Below are 15,829 nucleotides of genomic sequence, written 5' to 3'. Positions count from 1 at the left end.
GTTGAGGTTGATTATCGTCTCAGTCATATGCCGGCGATCATCCCGCGAGGCCGGCGGCTCGCGTCGAGGGTGCGCCTAGATCGCCTGCGCCCCTCTCTCGCCGGTGCGGATGCGGATGACCTCCTCCACGGTGGAGATGAAGATCTTGCCGTCGCCGATGCGGCCGGTGCGGGCGGCGTTCTGGATCGCCTCCACCGCGCGCTCGACCAGGTGGTCCTCCAGCACGACCTCGATCTTCACCTTGGGCAGGAAGTCGACCACGTATTCGGCGCCGCGATATAGCTCGGTATGGCCCTTCTGGCGGCCGAAACCCTTCGCCTCGGTCACAGTGATGCCCTGGAGGCCGATCTCGTGCAGGGCCTCCTTCACCTCGTCGAGCTTGAATGGCTTGATGATGGCTTCGATCTTCTTCATCTCTGGGTCACCTGAACTGCGACGCCGGGCCTGCGCATACGGCCGTGCCGCTGTGGTTAGCAGGGTTCATGCCAAGGCCCCCGGGTTGGCACCACCCGTCCGGCCAAGCACTTCTCCCCAATTGAGCGTGGCTCCCCACCCCTCTTCGCCCATGTTTTAGACGAACAGGCGATATTTTAGGCAATTTTCTGCCTGCCAGACGAGCGGTTGGCGGAGAGCCAGCCTTCGATGCGCCGGATCGCCTCACGAATGTTGTCGGTGGAGTTGGCGTAGGAGAACCGGATATAGCCCTCCCCCTGCTCGCCGAAGCTGGTGCCGGCGATAGTGGCAACGCCCGCCTCCTCCAGCCAGCGGTCCTGCAGCTCGCGCGCGGTGAAGCCGGTGCCGGTGATGTTGGGGAAGGCATAGAAGGCGCCGCCCGGCATGACGCAGCGCACGCCGGCCAGGCGGTTCAGCGCCTCGACGATCACCGTCCGCCGCTCGCCGAAGGCCCGCATCATGCTGTCGACCGAATCCTGCGGGCCGTTCAGCGCCGCGACGCCGGCCCATTGGGTGGCGGCGTTGACGCAGGAATGCACGTTGATTGAGAGCCGCGTGGCGTGTTCGGCCAGCGCCCCCGGCCAGACGCCCCAGCCGAGCCGCCAGCCGGTCATGGCATAGGTCTTCGACCAGCCGTCGAGCAGGATCAGCCGGTCGCGGATCGCCTCGTAGGGCAAAAGGCTCGCATGCGGCGCGTTGCCGTAGACCATGCGGGCATAGATCTCGTCCGACATGACGACAACGTTCGGATGCTGCGCCAGGCCCTCGACCAGCCGGTCGAGCTCGGATTTCGGCACCACGCCGCCGGTCGGGTTGGCCGGGCTGTTGACGATCAGCAGCCGGGTGCGCGGCGTGATCTTGGCCAGCACCTCGTCGGCCGAGAAGGAGAAGCCGTTCGCCTCGTAGAGCGGATAGGGCACCGGCGTCGCGCCGGAGAAGCGCACCACCGAGGCATAGATCGGGAAGCCCGGGTCCGGATACATGATCTCCGCGCCGGCCTCGCCGAACATCAGCATGGCGAAGGCCATGGTGACCTTGCCGCCCGGCACGCAGACCACCTGGGCCGGATCGATCTTCACGCCGCGGCGGCGCTCCATGTCGGCCGCCACCGCCTCGCGCAGCTCCGCGATGCCGTTCGCCGGGGTGTAGCCGTGATGACCGTCGGCCAGGGCCTTGCGGCCGGCCTCGACGATATGCGGCGGGGTCGGGAAATCGGGCTGCCCGATGCCGAGGTTGATGACCGATTTGCCCTTGGCTTCCAGCGCCTTGGCCCGCGCCAGCACCTCGAAGGCGCTTTCCGTCCCGAGCATCGACATGCGCTGGGCCAGTAGCATTGGCCGTCCTCCCCGTCCCTTGCGGCGGCGCGTTATGCCATGCGCGCCGCCGCGAGAACAGAGCCGACCGAGCTTTTCGACAAGCCTGCTTGCCTATGGCAGCCACGAAGGAAATGGCATTGAAAGTAGAAATGCCATATTGTAGGAACATGCCATGACAGTGCACTCCGTGAAGATCGACGGCAGCGGGCGGATGGTCCTGCCCGCACCGGTGCGCCGCGCCCTGGGTATCGAGGGCCCGGACGAATTGCTCGTGGAGGTCGAGGCGGGCCAGGTTCGGCTGGCCAGCCGGCGTGCGGCCCTGGAAGCCGCGCTCGAACAAGTACGCAAATATCTGCCGGCCGATGTGGATCTGGCCGATGAGCTGATCGCGGACCGGCGCGCCGAGGCAAGGCGTGAGTGAGCACGTCCTCGACGCCTCGGCCGTCCTGGCCCTGATCCACCGCGAGCCTGGTGAAGCGCGGGTTGCCGAGTTGCTCGGCCGCTCGGCGATCAGCACGGTCAATTTGGCGGAGGTTCACGGCAAACTGACACAGCGCGGCGTGCCGGAGGACGTGGCCTGGGCCGCCATCCAGCGGCTGGACCTCGAAATCGTTCCGTTCGATCTCGCGCAGGCAAGGACCGTCGGCGGAATGCTGCCATCGACGCGCCATCTCGGCCTCTCGCTCGGTGATCGTGCCTGCCTTGCGCTGGCAAGGCAGCGCGGCGTGCCGGCAGTGACCACGGATCGAAACTGGTCCAGGCTCGATGCTGGCGTCACCGTTGAGGTGATACGCTGATCTAAGCTTTCCCGCATCGCATGCGTGAAGGCTGTCATCAGCTTCGCGCCATTCATCTTCGCATCCCGTGAACGATCGCCCCGCTCATCGTCCCAATGCCGCGCAGAGCTGGCCGGCCGCGCAGAAACGCGCGGCGCACCGGCTGCTCTATCTCGGCCTCGTCGTGTTCGGCATGGGCCAGACCATGCTGTTCGCCATCCTGCCGTCGGGCGGGCGGGCGCTGGGACTGAACGAGACGCAGATCGGATCCGTCATCACCGCCTCGGCGGTGATGGCCTTCCTGGCAGCGCCGTTCTGGGGCCGGCGCAGCGACATCTGGGGCCGCAAGAAGGTCATCATCTTCGGCCACCTCTCCTATGCGATCTTCACGGCGCTGTTCGCGCTCGGCCTGGAGCTCGGCCTGAAAGGCGTCCTCGCCGGCTTCGCCGCCTATATGGCGCTGGTCGTGCCGCGGGTGCTGTTCGGCATGCTGGCGATGGCGATCCATCCCGGCTCCGGCGCCTATATCGCCGATTCCACCACGACGCAGGAGCGCACCGGCGCCTCCGCCATGCTGGGCGCGGCGATGAATATCGGCACCATATTGGGGCCGGCGCTGGGCGCGGCGCTGGCGACCGTCGACCTGGTGGCGCCGCTTTTCGTCGCCGCCGCGCTCTCGGCGCTGATGACCGGGGTGATCTGGCGCCGGCTGCCGGAGACCGAGACCCTGCCGACCGCGCATGCGGTCGGCCGCATCAGCCCGCGCGATCCGCGCATCATGCCCTTCGCCATTCTCGCCTTCGCCACTTTCGTCGTCGCGGCGATGGTGCAGCAGACCTGCGGCTTCTTCCTGCAGGATCGGCTCGGCCTCGACACGCGGGAGGCACCGCGCGTGGTCGGCGTCGCGCTGGCGCTTTCGGCCGCCGCGGCGATCCTGGCGCAGATCTTCATCGTGCGCCGCCTGCGCCTGCCGCCGCTCAGGCTGATCCGCATCGGCCTGCCGCTCGGGCTCGCGGCCATGATCCTGCTGATCGCCGGCCGCGATGCCGCGCTGCTGCTCGCAGGCTATGCGGTGATGGGCGGCGCGCTGGGCCTCCTGACCCCCGGGGTGATGAGCGGCGCCTCGCTCAGCGTCCGGCCGGAGGAACAGGGCCGGCTGGCCGGCGTGATGGGCTCCGCCCCGCCGCTCGGCTTTGCCATCGGCCCGCTGCTCGGCTCGGCGCTCTACCAGGTGCAGCCATTGCTCGTCTTCTGCGTCAGCGCGGTGCTGCTGGCCGGGCTCAGCCTCTATGCCTTCCGCCTCAAGATGCCAAAGCCCCACTGACGGGTTCCACACCGGGCCGAGTGTGTTAGCGTCGACGTCATGAATGGGTCGGAAATCACGATTCTTCCCTTCGCGCCGGAGCACCTGGAGGGCTTCCGCCGGTGCGTCGGCGCCGTGGCACGGGAGAAGCGCTGGATCGCCTTCACCGACATGCCGCCGCCCGCGGAGACGAAGCAGTACATCGAATGGATGCTGGCCAACCGGCTGCCGTTCTTCGTCGTTCTGGACGGCGGCGAGGTGGTCGGCTGGTGCGATCTGAGCCAGACGAACCGGCCGACCCAAAGCCATATCGGCATATTGGGAATCGGCCTGCTGCCGCCCTATCGCGACCGCGGCATAGGCCGCCGCTTGCTGGAGACAGCGCTCGAAGCCGCACGCGCGCGCGGCTTCGAGCGCATCACGCTGCATGTCCATGCCAACAACGAGCGTGCGCGCAAGCTCTACGAGAAGCTCGGCTTCAGGTTCGAGGGCGTGATGCGCCGCGCCTTCAAGGTCGACGAGTACTACGACGACGTGGTGGTGATGGGTCTGCTGTTCGGGGAGGAGAGGGCCGTTGCGTGACAACAAAATCCTGGACCGGCCGCTTCCGTTGTCGGTGCCGGTCTCGGACGAGGTGCGCACCACGACCTGCTACATGTGCGCCTGCCGCTGCGGCATCAAGGTGCACTTGAAGGGCGGCGAGCTGCGCTACATCGAGGGCAACAAGGATCACCCGGTGAACCGCGGCGTGCTGTGCGGCAAGGGCGCCGCCGGCATCATGAAGCAGCTGTCGCCCGCCAAGCTGACCAAGCCGCTGCTCCGCGTCGGCGAGCGCGGCAAGGGCGAGTTCAAGCAGATCGAGTGGGAGGAGGCGCTCGGCCTCGCCACCGAATGGCTCGGCCGCATCCGCGAGACCGATCCGAAGCGGCTCGCCTTCTTCACCGGCCGCGATCAGTCCCAGGCCTTGACCGGCTGGTGGGCGCAGATGTTCGGCACGCCGAACTATGCCGCGCATGGCGGCTTCTGCTCGGTCAACATGGCGGCGGCGGGGCTCTATTCGATCGGCGGCTCGTTCTGGGAATTCGGCGAGCCGGATTTCGAGCGCACCCGCATGTTCGTGATGTTCGGCGTCGCCGAGGATCATGCCTCCAATCCGATCAAGATCGGCCTCGGCAAGCTGAAGGCGCATGGCGCGAAATTCGTGTCGGTCAATCCGGTTCGGACCGGCTATTCCGCCATCGCCGACGAGTGGATCGGCATCCGGCCGGGCACCGACGGGCTGCTGGTCCTGTCCTTGATCCGCGAACTGCTGATCAACGACCGCATCGATCTCGACTTCCTGGTGCGGGTGACCAACGCGCCCTGGCTGGTCGTGCAGAATCCCGGCGCGGCGGATCACGGCCTGTTCGCGCGCAACGCCGATGGCAAGCCGCTCGCCTTCGACCGCCACGCCGGCGCCGTGGTCGACGCCCTGCTGCCCGACATCGTGCCGGCGCTGATCGGCGAGCGCGTGCTGCCGGACGGCCGCAAGGCGGTGCCGGTCTTCGAGCTGCTGGCGCGCAAATACATGGACGATGCCTATGCGCCGGAGGCCGTCGCCGAACAATGCGGCGTGCCGGCGGCGACCATCCGCGCGCTGGCCGCCGAGCTGGCGCGCGTCGCCTTCGAGGAGCCCGTCGTCATCGACCAGCCCTGGACCGATTGGGCCGGCCGGCGGCACGAGAAGATGATCGGCCGGCCGGTCAGCTTCCATGCCATGCGCGGCATCTCGGCGCATTCCAACGGCTTCCAGACCTGCCGCGCGCTGCACGTGCTGCAGATGCTGCTCGGCGCCGTCGATGCGCCCGGCAGCTTCCGCTTCAAGCCGCCCTTCCCCAAGCCCTGCCCGCCGGGACCGCCGCCGGCCGGGCCGGTGCTGGCCGGCGACACCTTGAAGGGCCCGCCGCTCGGCTTCCCGATGGGGCCGGAGCATCTGCTGGTCGACGCCGACGGCGAGCCTTTGCGCATCGACAAGGCGTTCTCGTGGGAGGCGCCGCTCGCCGCGCACGGCGCCATGCATCTGGTGATCCGCCAGGCCTTCGAGGGCAAGCCCTACCCGATCGACACGTTGATGATGTTCATGGCGAATATGAGCTGGAACTCGTCGATGAACGTGCCGGAGACCATCGCCATGCTGACGGCGAAGGACGAAGGCACCGGCGAGTACCGCATCCCGCGCATCATCTATTCGGACGCCTTCTTCTCCGAGATGGTGCCCTATGCCGATCTGGTGCTGCCGGACACGACCTATCTGGAGCGGCACGACTGCATCTCGCTGCTCGACCGGCCGATCTCGGATGCCGACGGCCCGGCGGATTCGATCCGCCAGCCGATCCTGACGCCGGACCGCGACGTGCGGCCGTTCCAGGACGTGCTGATCGATCTGGGCGCGCGCCTCGGCCTGCCGGGCCTCGCGGCGCAGGACGGCAGCGCGCTCTATCCCGGCGGCTTCCCCGATTACATGGCGCGGCACGAGCGCCGGCCGGGTGTCGGCATGCTGGCCGGGTTCCGCGGCGCCAACGGCAGGACATCCGGCAAGGGCGCGCCGAACCCGCACCAGATCGAGGCCTATATCGCCAATGGCTGCTTCTGGAAGGACGAGATCCCGAAGGAGGCGCGCTATTTCAAGCACGCCAACAAGGCCTATCTCGACTACGCGGTGGCGATGGGCTTCCTCGACAAGGCGGAGCCGATCGTCATGCAGCTTTATTCGGAGCCGCTGCAGCGCTTCCGCCTCGCCGCCGAGGGGCATGGCACGCGCCAGCCGCCGGACCGGCTGCGCGCGCGGATCACGAGCGCCTTCGATCCGTTGCCGATCTGGTACGCGCCCTTCGAGGGCGCACGCGTGAGCGAGAGCGAGTTCCCGCTGCATGCGGTGACGCAGCGGCCGATGATCATGTACCACGCCTGGGATTCGCAGAACGCCTGGCAGCGGCAGATCCTGAGCCACAACAAGCTGTACCTGCCGCGCGCGCTCGCCAATTCGCTCGGCATCGAGGAAGGCGACCGCGTCTGGGTGACCAGCCATCACGGCCGCATCCAGGCCGAGGCACGGCCGATGGAGGGCGTCAACGGCATGACGGTGTGGACCTGGAACGCGATCGGCAAGCGCAAGGGCGCCTGGAACCTGGCACCCGACGCGCCGGAGGCGGTGCGCGGCTTCCTGCTCAACCACCTGATCACCGAGCGCCTGCCCGGCGAGGAGATCGCCAATGCCGATCCGATCACCGGCCAGGCCGCCTGGTACGATCTCCGCGTCCGCATCGAGAAATGCGCCGCCGACGAGATCGCGGACGCGAGCGGCGATTTCGAGGCGCTGCGGCCGCCGGACGGGATGGCCGGGCGGCCGGACATCCTGCGCCAGGGGGCGAGGTTCCGCGTCGCATGACCGATCTGCCGAAGGGAGAAAGCGCCAAGAAACTTGGCCTGGTCATCGACCTCGATACTTGCGTCGGCTGTCATGCCTGCGCGGTCGCCTGCAAGGAATGGAATTCCGGCGGCATCGCGGGGCCGCTGCCCGATCACGACCCCTATGGCGCAGCACCGCATGGCGTCTGGTTCAACCGGGTGCATTCCTTCGAGGCCGGCGAGGGCACGGAGGGCCGCACAGTGCACTTCCCGCGCTCCTGCCTGCATTGCGAAACGCCGGCCTGCGTCACCGTCTGCCCGACCGGCGCCTCCTACAAGCGCGCGAGCGACGGCATCGTGCTGGTCGACGAGGACAAGTGCATCGGCTGCAAGCTCTGCTCCTGGGCCTGCCCCTACGGCGCGCGCGAGTTCGACGACGATGCCGGGGTGATGAAGAAATGCACGCTCTGCGTCGACCGCATCTACAACGAGACGATCCCGGAGGCCGAGCGCATTCCGGCCTGTGTCTCGACCTGCCCGGCCGGCGCGCGGCATTTCGGCGATCTCGGCGATGCTTCGTCCAAGGTCTCGCAGCTGGTGGCGGCGCGCGGCGGCTTCGACCTGATGCCGGAGATGGGCTACCAGCCCACCAACAAGTACCTGCCGCCGCGGCGCAAGACGAGCGCGCCAAGTTGCTCAGCCGCACCTGAGCCTGCCCCCGCCTCGATCGAGAGCCGCTTCCTCAAATGGGTCGACCGGGTGCTGTCGCGATGAACGAGCTTTCGGCGCGGGAGCTGTAACCCCATGCATCCCGCCTATTCCGTCATCTTCTTCACCGTGCTGTCCGGCGCGGGGCTTGGCCTGCTGTTCCTGCTCAGCGTCATGATCCTGGCCGGCCATGTACCGGGGACGGATCTGTTCGGCGCCAGCACGGCACTGATCGCACTGGCGCTGATCGGCGCCGGCGCGCTCTCCTCCGGCTTCCATCTCGGCCGGCCGGAGCGGGCCTGGCGCGCCTTCAGCCAATGGCGGTCGTCCTGGCTATCGCGCGAGGGCGTGCTGATGGCTGCCGTGATGCCGTTCGGCCTCGCACTCGCCGCGGGCTGGTTCGGCGAGGACCGCGCCGCGCCCTGGTGGCGCGTTGTCGCCGGCATCCTGGTGGTGCTCTGCCCGCTCACCGTGTGGGTGACCGCGATGATCTATGCGAGCCTCAAGCCGGTGCCGCGCTGGCACAACGCCTGGACGCCAGTGGCGCACCTGCTGTTCGCGCTGATGAGCGGCGCGGCGATCGCTTATGCCTGCCTGCGCGGCTTCGGCTATGTGGCGCCGCCGGGCGGCTATGCGACGCTCGTCTTCGCCGTGGTCGCGGTGGCAGTGAAGCTCGGCTACTGGCGGCATATCGACCGCGCACATCCGGCCGCGACGGCAGAAACGGCAACCGGCCTCGGCGCCATCGGCAAGGTGCGCCCGCTCGACCCGCCGCATACGGAAGAGAACTACCTGCTGAAGGAGATGGGCTTCCGCATCGCCCGCAAGCATGCCGGCAAGCTGCGCCGGATCGCGCTGATCTACGGCTTCGCCCTGCCGGCGGCATTCGTGGCTTTGGCGCTGGCCGCCAGCGGCTGGATCGCCGCCCTGGCGGCGATCCTGGCGGCGGTAACCATGCTGGGCGGCCTGCTGGTCGAACGCTGGCTGTTCTTCGCCGAGGCCCGCCATACGGTGATGCTCTATTACGGCACCGATGCCGTCTGAGCGCCGCCGGTCGGCCACATTGCCGCCGCCTGGGCCAGGCTCTATGAGGGCGGGCGTGGCGGAGACCTGACCATCGTGGAACAGTTGGAGAAGGCCTGGGCGGGGCGGCGGGTGCTGGTCACCGGCGGACTCGGCTTCATCGGATCGAACCTGGCGCGCGCGCTGGTCGAACGCAGCGCCGACGTCGTCCTGGTCGACAGCTTGATCCCGGAATATGGCGGCAACCTGTTCAACGTCGCCGGCATCGAGGATCGCGTCCGCGTCAACATCTCGGATGTGCGCGACCCGCACAGCCTGCGCCACCTGGTGCAGGACCGCGAGGTCATCTTCAACCTGGCCGGCCAGACCAGCCACATGGATTCGATGGCCGACCCGGTCACCGATCTCGAGATCAACTGCGTGGCGCAGCTGCGCCTGCTCGAGGTCTGCCGGCACCACAATCCCGGCGTGAAGATCGTCTTCGCCTCGACCCGGCAGATCTACGGCAAGCCGGACTACCTGCCGGTCGACGAGAAGCACCTGCTGCGCCCGACCGATGTCAACGGCATCAACAAGATGGCCGGCGAGTGGTACCACATCCTCTACAATAACGTTTACGGGCTGCGCTCCACCGCGCTGCGCCTGACCAACACCTTCGGCCCGCGCATGCGGGTGAAGGATGCGCGGCAGACCTTCCTCGGCGTGTGGATCCGCGCCGCCGTCGAGGGGCGCGCCTTCGAAGTCTGGGGCGGCGAGCAGCTGCGCGACTTCACCTATGTCGACGATTGCGTCGATGCCCTGCTGGCGGCCGCGGACGCGAAGGCGGTCGATGGCGGCATCTTCAACCTGGGCGGCGACCGGGTGATCTCGCTGAAGGATCTGGCCGACCTCGTGGTCGCGGCGAATGGCAGCGGCAGCTACGCCATCAAGAGCTTCCCACCGGAGCGCAAGAAGATCGATATCGGCGACTACTACGCGACCGACGCCAAGTTCCGCCAGGCCACCGGCTGGCGCCCGCGCGTGCCGCTGGACGAGGCGCTGCGCCGCTCCATCGCCTTCTACCGCGAGAACCTCCCGCACTATCTGTGAAGCCATGCAGACCATCCCGCAGACCGATCCCAAAGCCGGCTATCTCGCCCACAAGGCCGAGATCGACGCCGGCATCGCCCGCGCGCTCGACGGCGGCTGGTATATCGGCGGCGCCGAGGTGCAGGCCTTCGAGCGTGAATTCGCCGCCTGGGCCGGGACGGCGGAGGCGGTCGCCTGCGGCAGCGGCACCGACGCGCTGGTGCTGGCGCTGAAGGGTCTCGGCCTTAGGCCGGGCGACCGCGTCGCCACCGTCTCGCACACTGCCGTCGCCACCGTCGCGGCGATCGAGATCGCCGGCGCCGAGCCCGTGCTGATCGATATCGACGAGTTCTACTGTCTCGATCCGGCGGCGCTGGAAGCGGCGCTGAAGGCACCCGGAGCCACGCGCATCCGCGCCGTGATCCCCGTGCATCTCTACGGCCAGCCGGCGGCGATGGACCGGATCCTGGCGCTCGCCCGCGCGCATGGGCTGAAGGTGCTGGAGGATTGCGCCCAGGCACATGGCGCAACCATCGGGGCCAAGAAGATCGGCGCCATCGGCGACATCGCGGCGTTCAGTCTCTATCCGACCAAGAATCTCGGCGCGCTCGGCGATGCCGGCGTGATCGCGACCGACGATCGCGGCATGGCGGAGCGGCTCCGGGCCTTGCGCGAATACGGCTGGCGCGAGCGCTATATCAGCGCCGAGGCCGGGATGAACAGCCGGCTCGATCCGCTGCAGGCGGCGATCCTGCGGGTGAAACTGAAGCACCTCGACGCCGACAATGCGCGCCGCCAGGCGATCGCCCGCGCCTATGACGAGGGCCTCGGCAATCTTCCGCGCCTGATCACGCCGGCCGTTCGCCCGACGGCCACACATGTCTATCATCAATACGTGGTCCGCCATCCCGACCGCGAGGGCCTGCGCGAGCGCCTCAAGGCAGCCGGCATCGGCACCAACGTGCACTACCCCGCGCCGGTACATCTCCAGCCGGCCTATCAGGGCCGCACGCCGATCGGCCCGACCGGCATGGCGGTCACCGAAAGGCTGCTGCCGCAGGTGCTGAGCCTGCCGATGTATCCGCAGATGACGGACGCGGATGTCCTGCGGGTGATTGCGGAGGTTCGGCGAGCGGTGGGTTGAGCCGCGCTACCCCATCTGCAGCAGCACCACGCCGAGGCAGATGCAGGCGAGACCGGCACCCTGGATCAGGCTGAACGGCTCGTGAAACATGAAGACGCCGAGGCCCGCCACCACCACGTAGGAAACCGCCACGCTCGGAAAGGCGACCGAAAGCGGGATGGTGCGCAGCGCCAGCACATAGAAGATCGCCCCGGTGCCATAGGCGCCGATGCCGATGATGGTGCGCGGATGCAGGAACTGCTCGACCAGCGTCGCCGCGCCGGCGCCGCTCTTCAGCAAGGTCTGGCCGATGACGCCCGCCAGAATGGCCGCGGCGAGCGCAAGATAGGCTCCGATACCCCCCATAGGAACTCCGTCAGTCGTTGGCGACCGCCCGCATCGGCACCGCCTCGCGCGGCGCCCCCGCGCGCGGGTCGCGGTGAATCTGCCGCACGATCGATTGCGGCTTGCCGTTGGCGGTCAGATAGAGCCGGCCGAGATATTCGCCGACGATGCCGAGCATGACGAACTGCACGCCGGCGAGCAGCAGCGAGGTCGCCATCAGCGAGGCCCAGCCCGGCGGCGTGCCGCCGGTCACCGCCTCGATCAGCACGGCGAGGAAGCCGAGCAGGCCGAGCCCGCTCATCGCCATCCCGGCCACGGTCGCGATGCGGAGCGGCATGACCGAGAAGTTGAGGAACATGGCGAGCCACAGCCTGACCAGGCGGCGCAGCGTATAATTGGTGCGCCCCTCGGCGCGCGGCAGGTGCTTGACCAGCAGCGTGCCGATGCGCTTGGTCGATTGCAGCAGCAGGCCGTCGACATAGGGATACGGCCCGGCATAGCGGATCACCTGCTGCACCACGAAGGCGCTCATGCAGCGGAAGCTCGAGAGGTAGAGCCCCTTCGGCTTGTCCAGCACCTGATCGGCGCACCAATTGGCGAAGCGGCTGCCGAGATTGCGCCAGGCCGCATGCTCCTTGCGGGCATAGTAGGTGTAGACGACGTCGAGCTCGTGTTCGCGGGCATGCTCGAACAGGCGGACGACCTCTTCCGGCGGGTTCTGCAGGTCGTCGTCCATGGTGATGACATAGTCGCCCGCGGCCTGGCGGAGCCCGGCCATGACGGCATTGTGCTCGCCGAAATTGCGCGCGAGGTCGAGCACCGTCACCGGCACCCGGTGCCGGCCGATCAGGCCGCGGCAGACTTCCAGGCTGTTGTCGGGGCTGCCGTCCACCACCAGCACGATCTCGTGGCCGCCCTTCACGTCGAGCGCGGCGATCGCCTCGACCAACGGGCCGACGCTGCTGGCGCCGTTATAGACCGGCACCACGATCGAAAGGGCCGGTTTCGGGATGGGAAGGCGATCAGGCATGTTTCACCGCGACCAATAGGATCGAACCGCCGAACGGCAGGTTAATGCCGGCCTCGACCAGGCGCCTCTCCAGCCCGGTCAGGGCGGTGAAGGCGCGGTCGAGCACGGCCGGATACTCGCGCACATCGCTGTCGGCGCCGCCGCGCGACACCAGGCGGCGCAGCAGCATGAGGGGAAACAACAGCGTGTTCCAGTAGGTCGCACGCACCACCCGGAAACCGGCCGCCTCGATCAGGGCGCGGGCATCGCTGCGGCTGAACCGGCGCACATTGTGCACGCGGTCGTCATGCGCCGATTTCATCCAGCCATAGGCCGGCAGGTTGAGCAGCAACACGCCGTCGCGGGCGAGACAGCGGCGGAACTCGGCCAAAGTCTGGTCCGGCGCCACCGCCCGGTGGCACAGCACGTCGACCGAGACGATCGCGTCGAAGGTCGCGTCCGCGAACGGGATGTGGTTGACATCGCCGGCCACCATGCGGGCGCCGGGGCTGCGCAGCGCCCGCGACAGGGCGTCCGGCGCGGTGTCGATGCCGAACAGCATCAAGGCCGGCCGGGCCCGGCCAAGCCGCCGCAGCAGCCCGCCGGTGCCGCAGCCGGCATCCAGCAGAACCGCCTCGCGACCCGGCAGATAGCGCCCCAGCAGGCTCAACACGTTGGCGTGGACGGCCCGGTACCACCACATGCGGTCCTCGAGACTGTGCATAAGCTCGTATTCACGGGCTTCCATGATGGTGCAGAGGACCTCGGGATTCCGGCGCCTTCATGGCCCGATAGCGCCAAGGCGCCATGATTCGGACCGAATTCAGCGGCATTTGAGTGTATTGTAACGTTTTGCCAATATGGTCCGATCACCCGCGCGCTGCCAGTCCCGCTTCCACCCAACCGCCCACCCGTGAAAGCCGGCCAAGTCCTCGTTCCGGAATGCCCGACCGTCCCATTCAGGCCCTGACTATCGCCGTCGACCGCCCGCGCAGCCTGGACCGGGCCTGGTCGCCCGCCAGCTGGCTGGCCGGCAGCCGCGCCGCCCTCGCCCTGCTCTACGCTATCCCGATCATGTTCATGGCGGGGTACCTGTTCCCGCCGATCAACCATGACGTCGCCACCCTGATCGACATCGCCCGGCGCTGGATCGCCGGCGAGCGGCTCTATGCCGAGGTGATCGACGTCAACCCACCGTTGACCATCATCCTGCACGCCATCCCGGTTCTGCTGGAGCACTGGACCGGCCTCGCGGCCACCACCTGGTGGGTGATGCTGACAATGGCCGCCGTGGTCAGCGCCGCCCTCGCCTGCCGCCAGCTCGTCGCGCTGGCCCCGTATGGCAAGGGGCACCTGGCACGCGACGCGGTGCCGCTGGTGGTGCTGTTCGTCATGGCCGCCGCCCAGTCGCAGGAATTCGGCCAGCGCGAGCATTTCATGCTGCTCGCCGGCATCCCCTATGCACTGCTTGCCGGCATCCGCGCCCATCGCCGGCCGCCACACAAGCTGGCACTGGCGGTCGCCATTGCCGCCGGGCTGGGCTTCGCGCTGAAGCCGTATTTCCTGGTCATTCCGGCGCTGATCGAGGGCTATTTGCTGCTGCGCCGGGGGCCGCGCGCGGCGCTGCGCGATCCAGTGCCCTGGATCATCGGCGCCTGGGTCGCTGTCCATGCCGGAATCATGCTGTTCCTCACCCCGGCCTACCTGACCTACACCTACCCGATCGCCGTCGGCACCTACCTTGCCATCGGCATGGGCCCGCTCGACGTGCTGTTCGGCTCGGCCATGGCGGCGACCACCATCGCTCTGATGATCCTGACGCCGATTGCCTTCTTCCTGCGTCGCGAACCCGGCTTCGCGACGCTTTGCCTGTTCGCCGTCGGCGGCGTGATCTCCTGCGTCGCCCAGGGCAAGGGTTGGGACTACCATGCGATGCCGGCGGTGAGCGGCACCATCATCCTGCTGGCGGCGCTGGTCGTCGACCAGCTGGACCGCTGGCTGGCGACGGCCGCGGCCGCGCCGCAACGGGTGACCGCGCTTGCCGGTTCGCTGCTGGCGCTGGTCGCCTATCCCTACTTCCTGGTCAACCCGCCCTTCGCCTATCAACAGCGCTACGAGGGCAGCATCGCCCGCCAGCTCGGCGACGTCATCGCCGTGGAATCGCCGAACCGGCGCATCATGGCGCTGTCGCCCGGCATCTATCCGTTCTTTCCGACTGTCGAATACGAGAAGGCCTACCTCGCCGGCCGCTTCGCCACCATGTGGCCGATCCAGGGATTGTATGCCGAGTGCCTGCCCAACGGTCACTTGTATCGAGATCTCGATACCGCCCCGGCGATCGAGAAGCAGGTGTTCACGGCGGTGATCGACGACTTCATCAAGGCGAAGCCGGACATCCTGTTCGTCGACCGCATTCCCGGCATCCCGCGTTGCGCGACCGAGGTGTTCGACTACCTCGCTTATTTCTCGCGCGATCCGCGCTTCGCGGCGGCGATGAAGAACTACGACTTCGCCTACGAGTTCGACCGCTACAACATCTGGCGGCGCAAGCGCGACTGAGCCGTGGCCTCAATGCGGCACGGGCTTGCCCGGCTGCACCACGCCGCCGGAGATGACGAGCTTCATCCCCTCCTCGACCGTCATGTCGAGCAGGATGACCTCGCGGCGCGGCAGGAAGATCATGTAGCCCGAAGTGGGGTTGAGCGCGGTCGGCACGTAGAGCGTCAGCAGATCGGTCTCGCCGAGCTTGCGCGACACCTCGTTCACGCCCTCCGACGTCACGAAGGCAAGCGAATATCCCCCGCGGCGCGGAAACTCCACCAACGCGACCTGGCGGAACGATTGGGCGCGGCTGCCGAGCAGGGTCTCGAACACCTGCTTGAGCGCGCTGTAGATCGAACTGACCACCGGCATGCGGGCCAGCACCCGCTCGCCGGCGCGGACCAGGGTGCGGCCGAGCAGGTTGGCGGCCAGGAAGCCGATCATGGTGAGCGAGAACGCCGCCACCACGACGCCGACGCCGGGCACGTCGAACGGCAGGTAGGTGCGCGGGTTGTAGACCGCCGGCAGCAATGGCGTGACCAGCCGGTCGACGAAGTCGACGAAGGCCCATACGACGTAAGCCGTGATGGCGAGCGGCGCCACCACGATGATCCCGGTCAGGAAATAGGTGCGGAGCGCCGACATCGGGCCGCCGCGCGGCTTGGGCGGCGGCACGGGCGGCGGGATCAGGGGTGGCGGAGAATCGGGATCGGTCATGGATCAGCTTGGCCAGGGCGTGACGAAGCTATGACGGCCCGGGGCGGTCCGGGTCAAGGG

16 protein-coding genes are annotated in these 15,829 nt (G+C 68.0%); 10 read left to right on the top strand and 6 right to left on the bottom strand.

From position 1 onward, the window contains the following. Positions 1 to 75: 75 nt before the first annotated feature. Complete coding sequence (locus DT074_RS16450) at positions 76 to 414, bottom strand: P-II family nitrogen regulator (RefSeq protein ID WP_119420943.1); 339 nt, start codon at positions 412 to 414, stop codon at positions 76 to 78. A 176-nt stretch (positions 415 to 590) separates the two neighbouring features. Continuing rightward, complete coding sequence (locus DT074_RS16445) at positions 591 to 1,787, bottom strand: pyridoxal phosphate-dependent aminotransferase (RefSeq protein ID WP_119420942.1); 1,197 nt, start codon at positions 1,785 to 1,787, stop codon at positions 591 to 593. 154 nt (positions 1,788 to 1,941) lie between these two features. On the opposite strand from DT074_RS16445, the gene DT074_RS16440 reads away from it, so the two are divergent. The 9 genes from DT074_RS16440 (at position 1,942) to DT074_RS16400 (ending at position 11,178) form a co-directional block, all read left to right on the top strand. Then, positions 1,942 to 2,190 (top strand): AbrB/MazE/SpoVT family DNA-binding domain-containing protein, encoded by a 249-nt coding sequence (locus tag DT074_RS16440; protein WP_119420941.1) that lies wholly within the window; start codon positions 1,942 to 1,944, stop codon positions 2,188 to 2,190. Further along, on the top strand, positions 2,183 to 2,566 hold the full coding sequence (locus DT074_RS16435) for a type II toxin-antitoxin system VapC family toxin (RefSeq protein ID WP_119420940.1): 384 nt from the start codon (positions 2,183 to 2,185) through the stop codon (positions 2,564 to 2,566). The genes DT074_RS16440 and DT074_RS16435 overlap by 8 nt, the downstream gene beginning before the upstream one ends. Before the next feature lie 67 nt (positions 2,567 to 2,633). Continuing rightward, positions 2,634 to 3,869: an MFS transporter gene (locus DT074_RS16430; RefSeq protein ID WP_119420939.1), complete on the top strand. Its 1,236-nt coding sequence runs from the start codon at positions 2,634 to 2,636 to the stop codon at positions 3,867 to 3,869. 39 nt (positions 3,870 to 3,908) lie between these two features. Beyond that, entirely contained in the window at positions 3,909 to 4,430 is a 522-nt protein-coding gene (locus tag DT074_RS16425; protein ID WP_119420938.1) for a GNAT family N-acetyltransferase, read from the top strand. Continuing rightward, positions 4,423 to 7,275: a molybdopterin oxidoreductase family protein gene (locus DT074_RS16420; protein ID WP_368744722.1), complete on the top strand. Its 2,853-nt coding sequence runs from the start codon at positions 4,423 to 4,425 to the stop codon at positions 7,273 to 7,275. The genes DT074_RS16425 and DT074_RS16420 overlap by 8 nt, the downstream gene beginning before the upstream one ends. Next, complete coding sequence (locus tag DT074_RS16415; RefSeq protein WP_119420937.1) at positions 7,272 to 8,009, top strand: 4Fe-4S dicluster domain-containing protein; 738 nt, start codon at positions 7,272 to 7,274, stop codon at positions 8,007 to 8,009. The genes DT074_RS16420 and DT074_RS16415 overlap by 4 nt, the downstream gene beginning before the upstream one ends. Before the next feature lie 30 nt (positions 8,010 to 8,039). After that, positions 8,040 to 8,987, top strand: coding sequence for a dimethyl sulfoxide reductase anchor subunit family protein (locus DT074_RS16410; RefSeq protein ID WP_119420936.1), 948 nt, complete (start codon positions 8,040 to 8,042; stop codon positions 8,985 to 8,987). 75 nt (positions 8,988 to 9,062) lie between these two features. Beyond that, positions 9,063 to 10,055, top strand: coding sequence for an NAD-dependent epimerase/dehydratase family protein (locus tag DT074_RS16405; RefSeq protein ID WP_119420935.1), 993 nt, complete (start codon positions 9,063 to 9,065; stop codon positions 10,053 to 10,055). Between the two features lie 4 nt (positions 10,056 to 10,059). Then, positions 10,060 to 11,178 (top strand): DegT/DnrJ/EryC1/StrS family aminotransferase, encoded by a 1,119-nt coding sequence (locus DT074_RS16400; RefSeq protein ID WP_119420934.1) that lies wholly within the window; start codon positions 10,060 to 10,062, stop codon positions 11,176 to 11,178. Between the two features lie 6 nt (positions 11,179 to 11,184). Here DT074_RS16400 and DT074_RS16395 read toward each other — a convergent pair whose 3' ends face one another. From DT074_RS16395 to DT074_RS16385, 3 genes are read right to left on the bottom strand one after another with little or no spacing between them, the layout of a single operon-like run. Further along, a complete protein-coding gene (locus DT074_RS16395) occupies positions 11,185 to 11,523 on the bottom strand; it encodes a DMT family transporter (RefSeq protein WP_119420933.1) in 339 nt (112 codons plus the stop codon). Positions 11,524 to 11,533: 10 nt separating this feature from the next. Then, the gene (locus DT074_RS16390; protein ID WP_119420932.1) at positions 11,534 to 12,532 is read right to left on the bottom strand and encodes a glycosyltransferase family 2 protein; all 999 of its coding nucleotides are present in this window, start codon (positions 12,530 to 12,532) and stop codon (positions 11,534 to 11,536) included. Continuing rightward, positions 12,525 to 13,235 (bottom strand): class I SAM-dependent DNA methyltransferase, encoded by a 711-nt coding sequence (locus tag DT074_RS16385; protein ID WP_368744721.1) that lies wholly within the window; start codon positions 13,233 to 13,235, stop codon positions 12,525 to 12,527. Before DT074_RS16385 ends, DT074_RS16390 begins: the two co-directional genes overlap by 8 nt. A 218-nt stretch (positions 13,236 to 13,453) precedes the next feature. Between DT074_RS16385 and DT074_RS16380 the strand changes: the two genes are divergently transcribed. Further along, on the top strand, positions 13,454 to 15,070 hold the full coding sequence (locus DT074_RS16380; RefSeq protein WP_119420930.1) for a glycosyltransferase family protein: 1,617 nt from the start codon (positions 13,454 to 13,456) through the stop codon (positions 15,068 to 15,070). Between the two features lie 9 nt (positions 15,071 to 15,079). Here DT074_RS16380 and DT074_RS16375 read toward each other — a convergent pair whose 3' ends face one another. After that, the gene (locus DT074_RS16375) at positions 15,080 to 15,769 is read right to left on the bottom strand and encodes a DUF502 domain-containing protein (protein WP_368744720.1); all 690 of its coding nucleotides are present in this window, start codon (positions 15,767 to 15,769) and stop codon (positions 15,080 to 15,082) included. Between the last annotated feature and the right edge of the window lie 60 nt (positions 15,770 to 15,829).

This window comes from Desertibaculum subflavum, assembly GCA_003576705.1.
Lineage (GTDB): Bacteria > Pseudomonadota > Alphaproteobacteria > Ferrovibrionales > Ferrovibrionaceae > Desertibaculum > Desertibaculum subflavum.
Note: the sequence above shows the minus strand (reverse complement) of the source record. Positions and strands in the feature narration are given on the sequence as shown.

What these genes read in the sequence shown, in the direction of transcription:
- DT074_RS16450 (WP_119420943.1), bottom strand. Translation starts at nt 414, where the DNA reads ATGAAGAAGATCGAAGCCATCATCAAGCCATTCAAGCTCGACGAGGTG.
- DT074_RS16445 (WP_119420942.1), bottom strand. Translation starts at nt 1,787, where the DNA reads ATGCTACTGGCCCAGCGCATGTCGATGCTCGGGACGGAAAGCGCCTTC.
- DT074_RS16440 (WP_119420941.1), top strand. Translation starts at nt 1,942, where the DNA reads ATGACAGTGCACTCCGTGAAGATCGACGGCAGCGGGCGGATGGTCCTG.
- DT074_RS16425 (WP_119420938.1), top strand. Translation starts at nt 3,909, where the DNA reads ATGAATGGGTCGGAAATCACGATTCTTCCCTTCGCGCCGGAGCACCTG.
- DT074_RS16415 (WP_119420937.1), top strand. Translation starts at nt 7,272, where the DNA reads ATGACCGATCTGCCGAAGGGAGAAAGCGCCAAGAAACTTGGCCTGGTC.
- DT074_RS16410 (WP_119420936.1), top strand. Translation starts at nt 8,040, where the DNA reads ATGCATCCCGCCTATTCCGTCATCTTCTTCACCGTGCTGTCCGGCGCG.
- DT074_RS16400 (WP_119420934.1), top strand. Translation starts at nt 10,060, where the DNA reads ATGCAGACCATCCCGCAGACCGATCCCAAAGCCGGCTATCTCGCCCAC.
- DT074_RS16395 (WP_119420933.1), bottom strand. Translation starts at nt 11,523, where the DNA reads ATGGGGGGTATCGGAGCCTATCTTGCGCTCGCCGCGGCCATTCTGGCG.
- DT074_RS16390 (WP_119420932.1), bottom strand. Translation starts at nt 12,532, where the DNA reads ATGCCTGATCGCCTTCCCATCCCGAAACCGGCCCTTTCGATCGTGGTG.
- DT074_RS16385 (WP_368744721.1), bottom strand. Translation starts at nt 13,235, where the DNA reads ATGCACAGTCTCGAGGACCGCATGTGGTGGTACCGGGCCGTCCACGCC.
- DT074_RS16380 (WP_119420930.1), top strand. Translation starts at nt 13,454, where the DNA reads ATGCCCGACCGTCCCATTCAGGCCCTGACTATCGCCGTCGACCGCCCG.
- DT074_RS16375 (WP_368744720.1), bottom strand. Translation starts at nt 15,769, where the DNA reads ATGACCGATCCCGATTCTCCGCCACCCCTGATCCCGCCGCCCGTGCCG.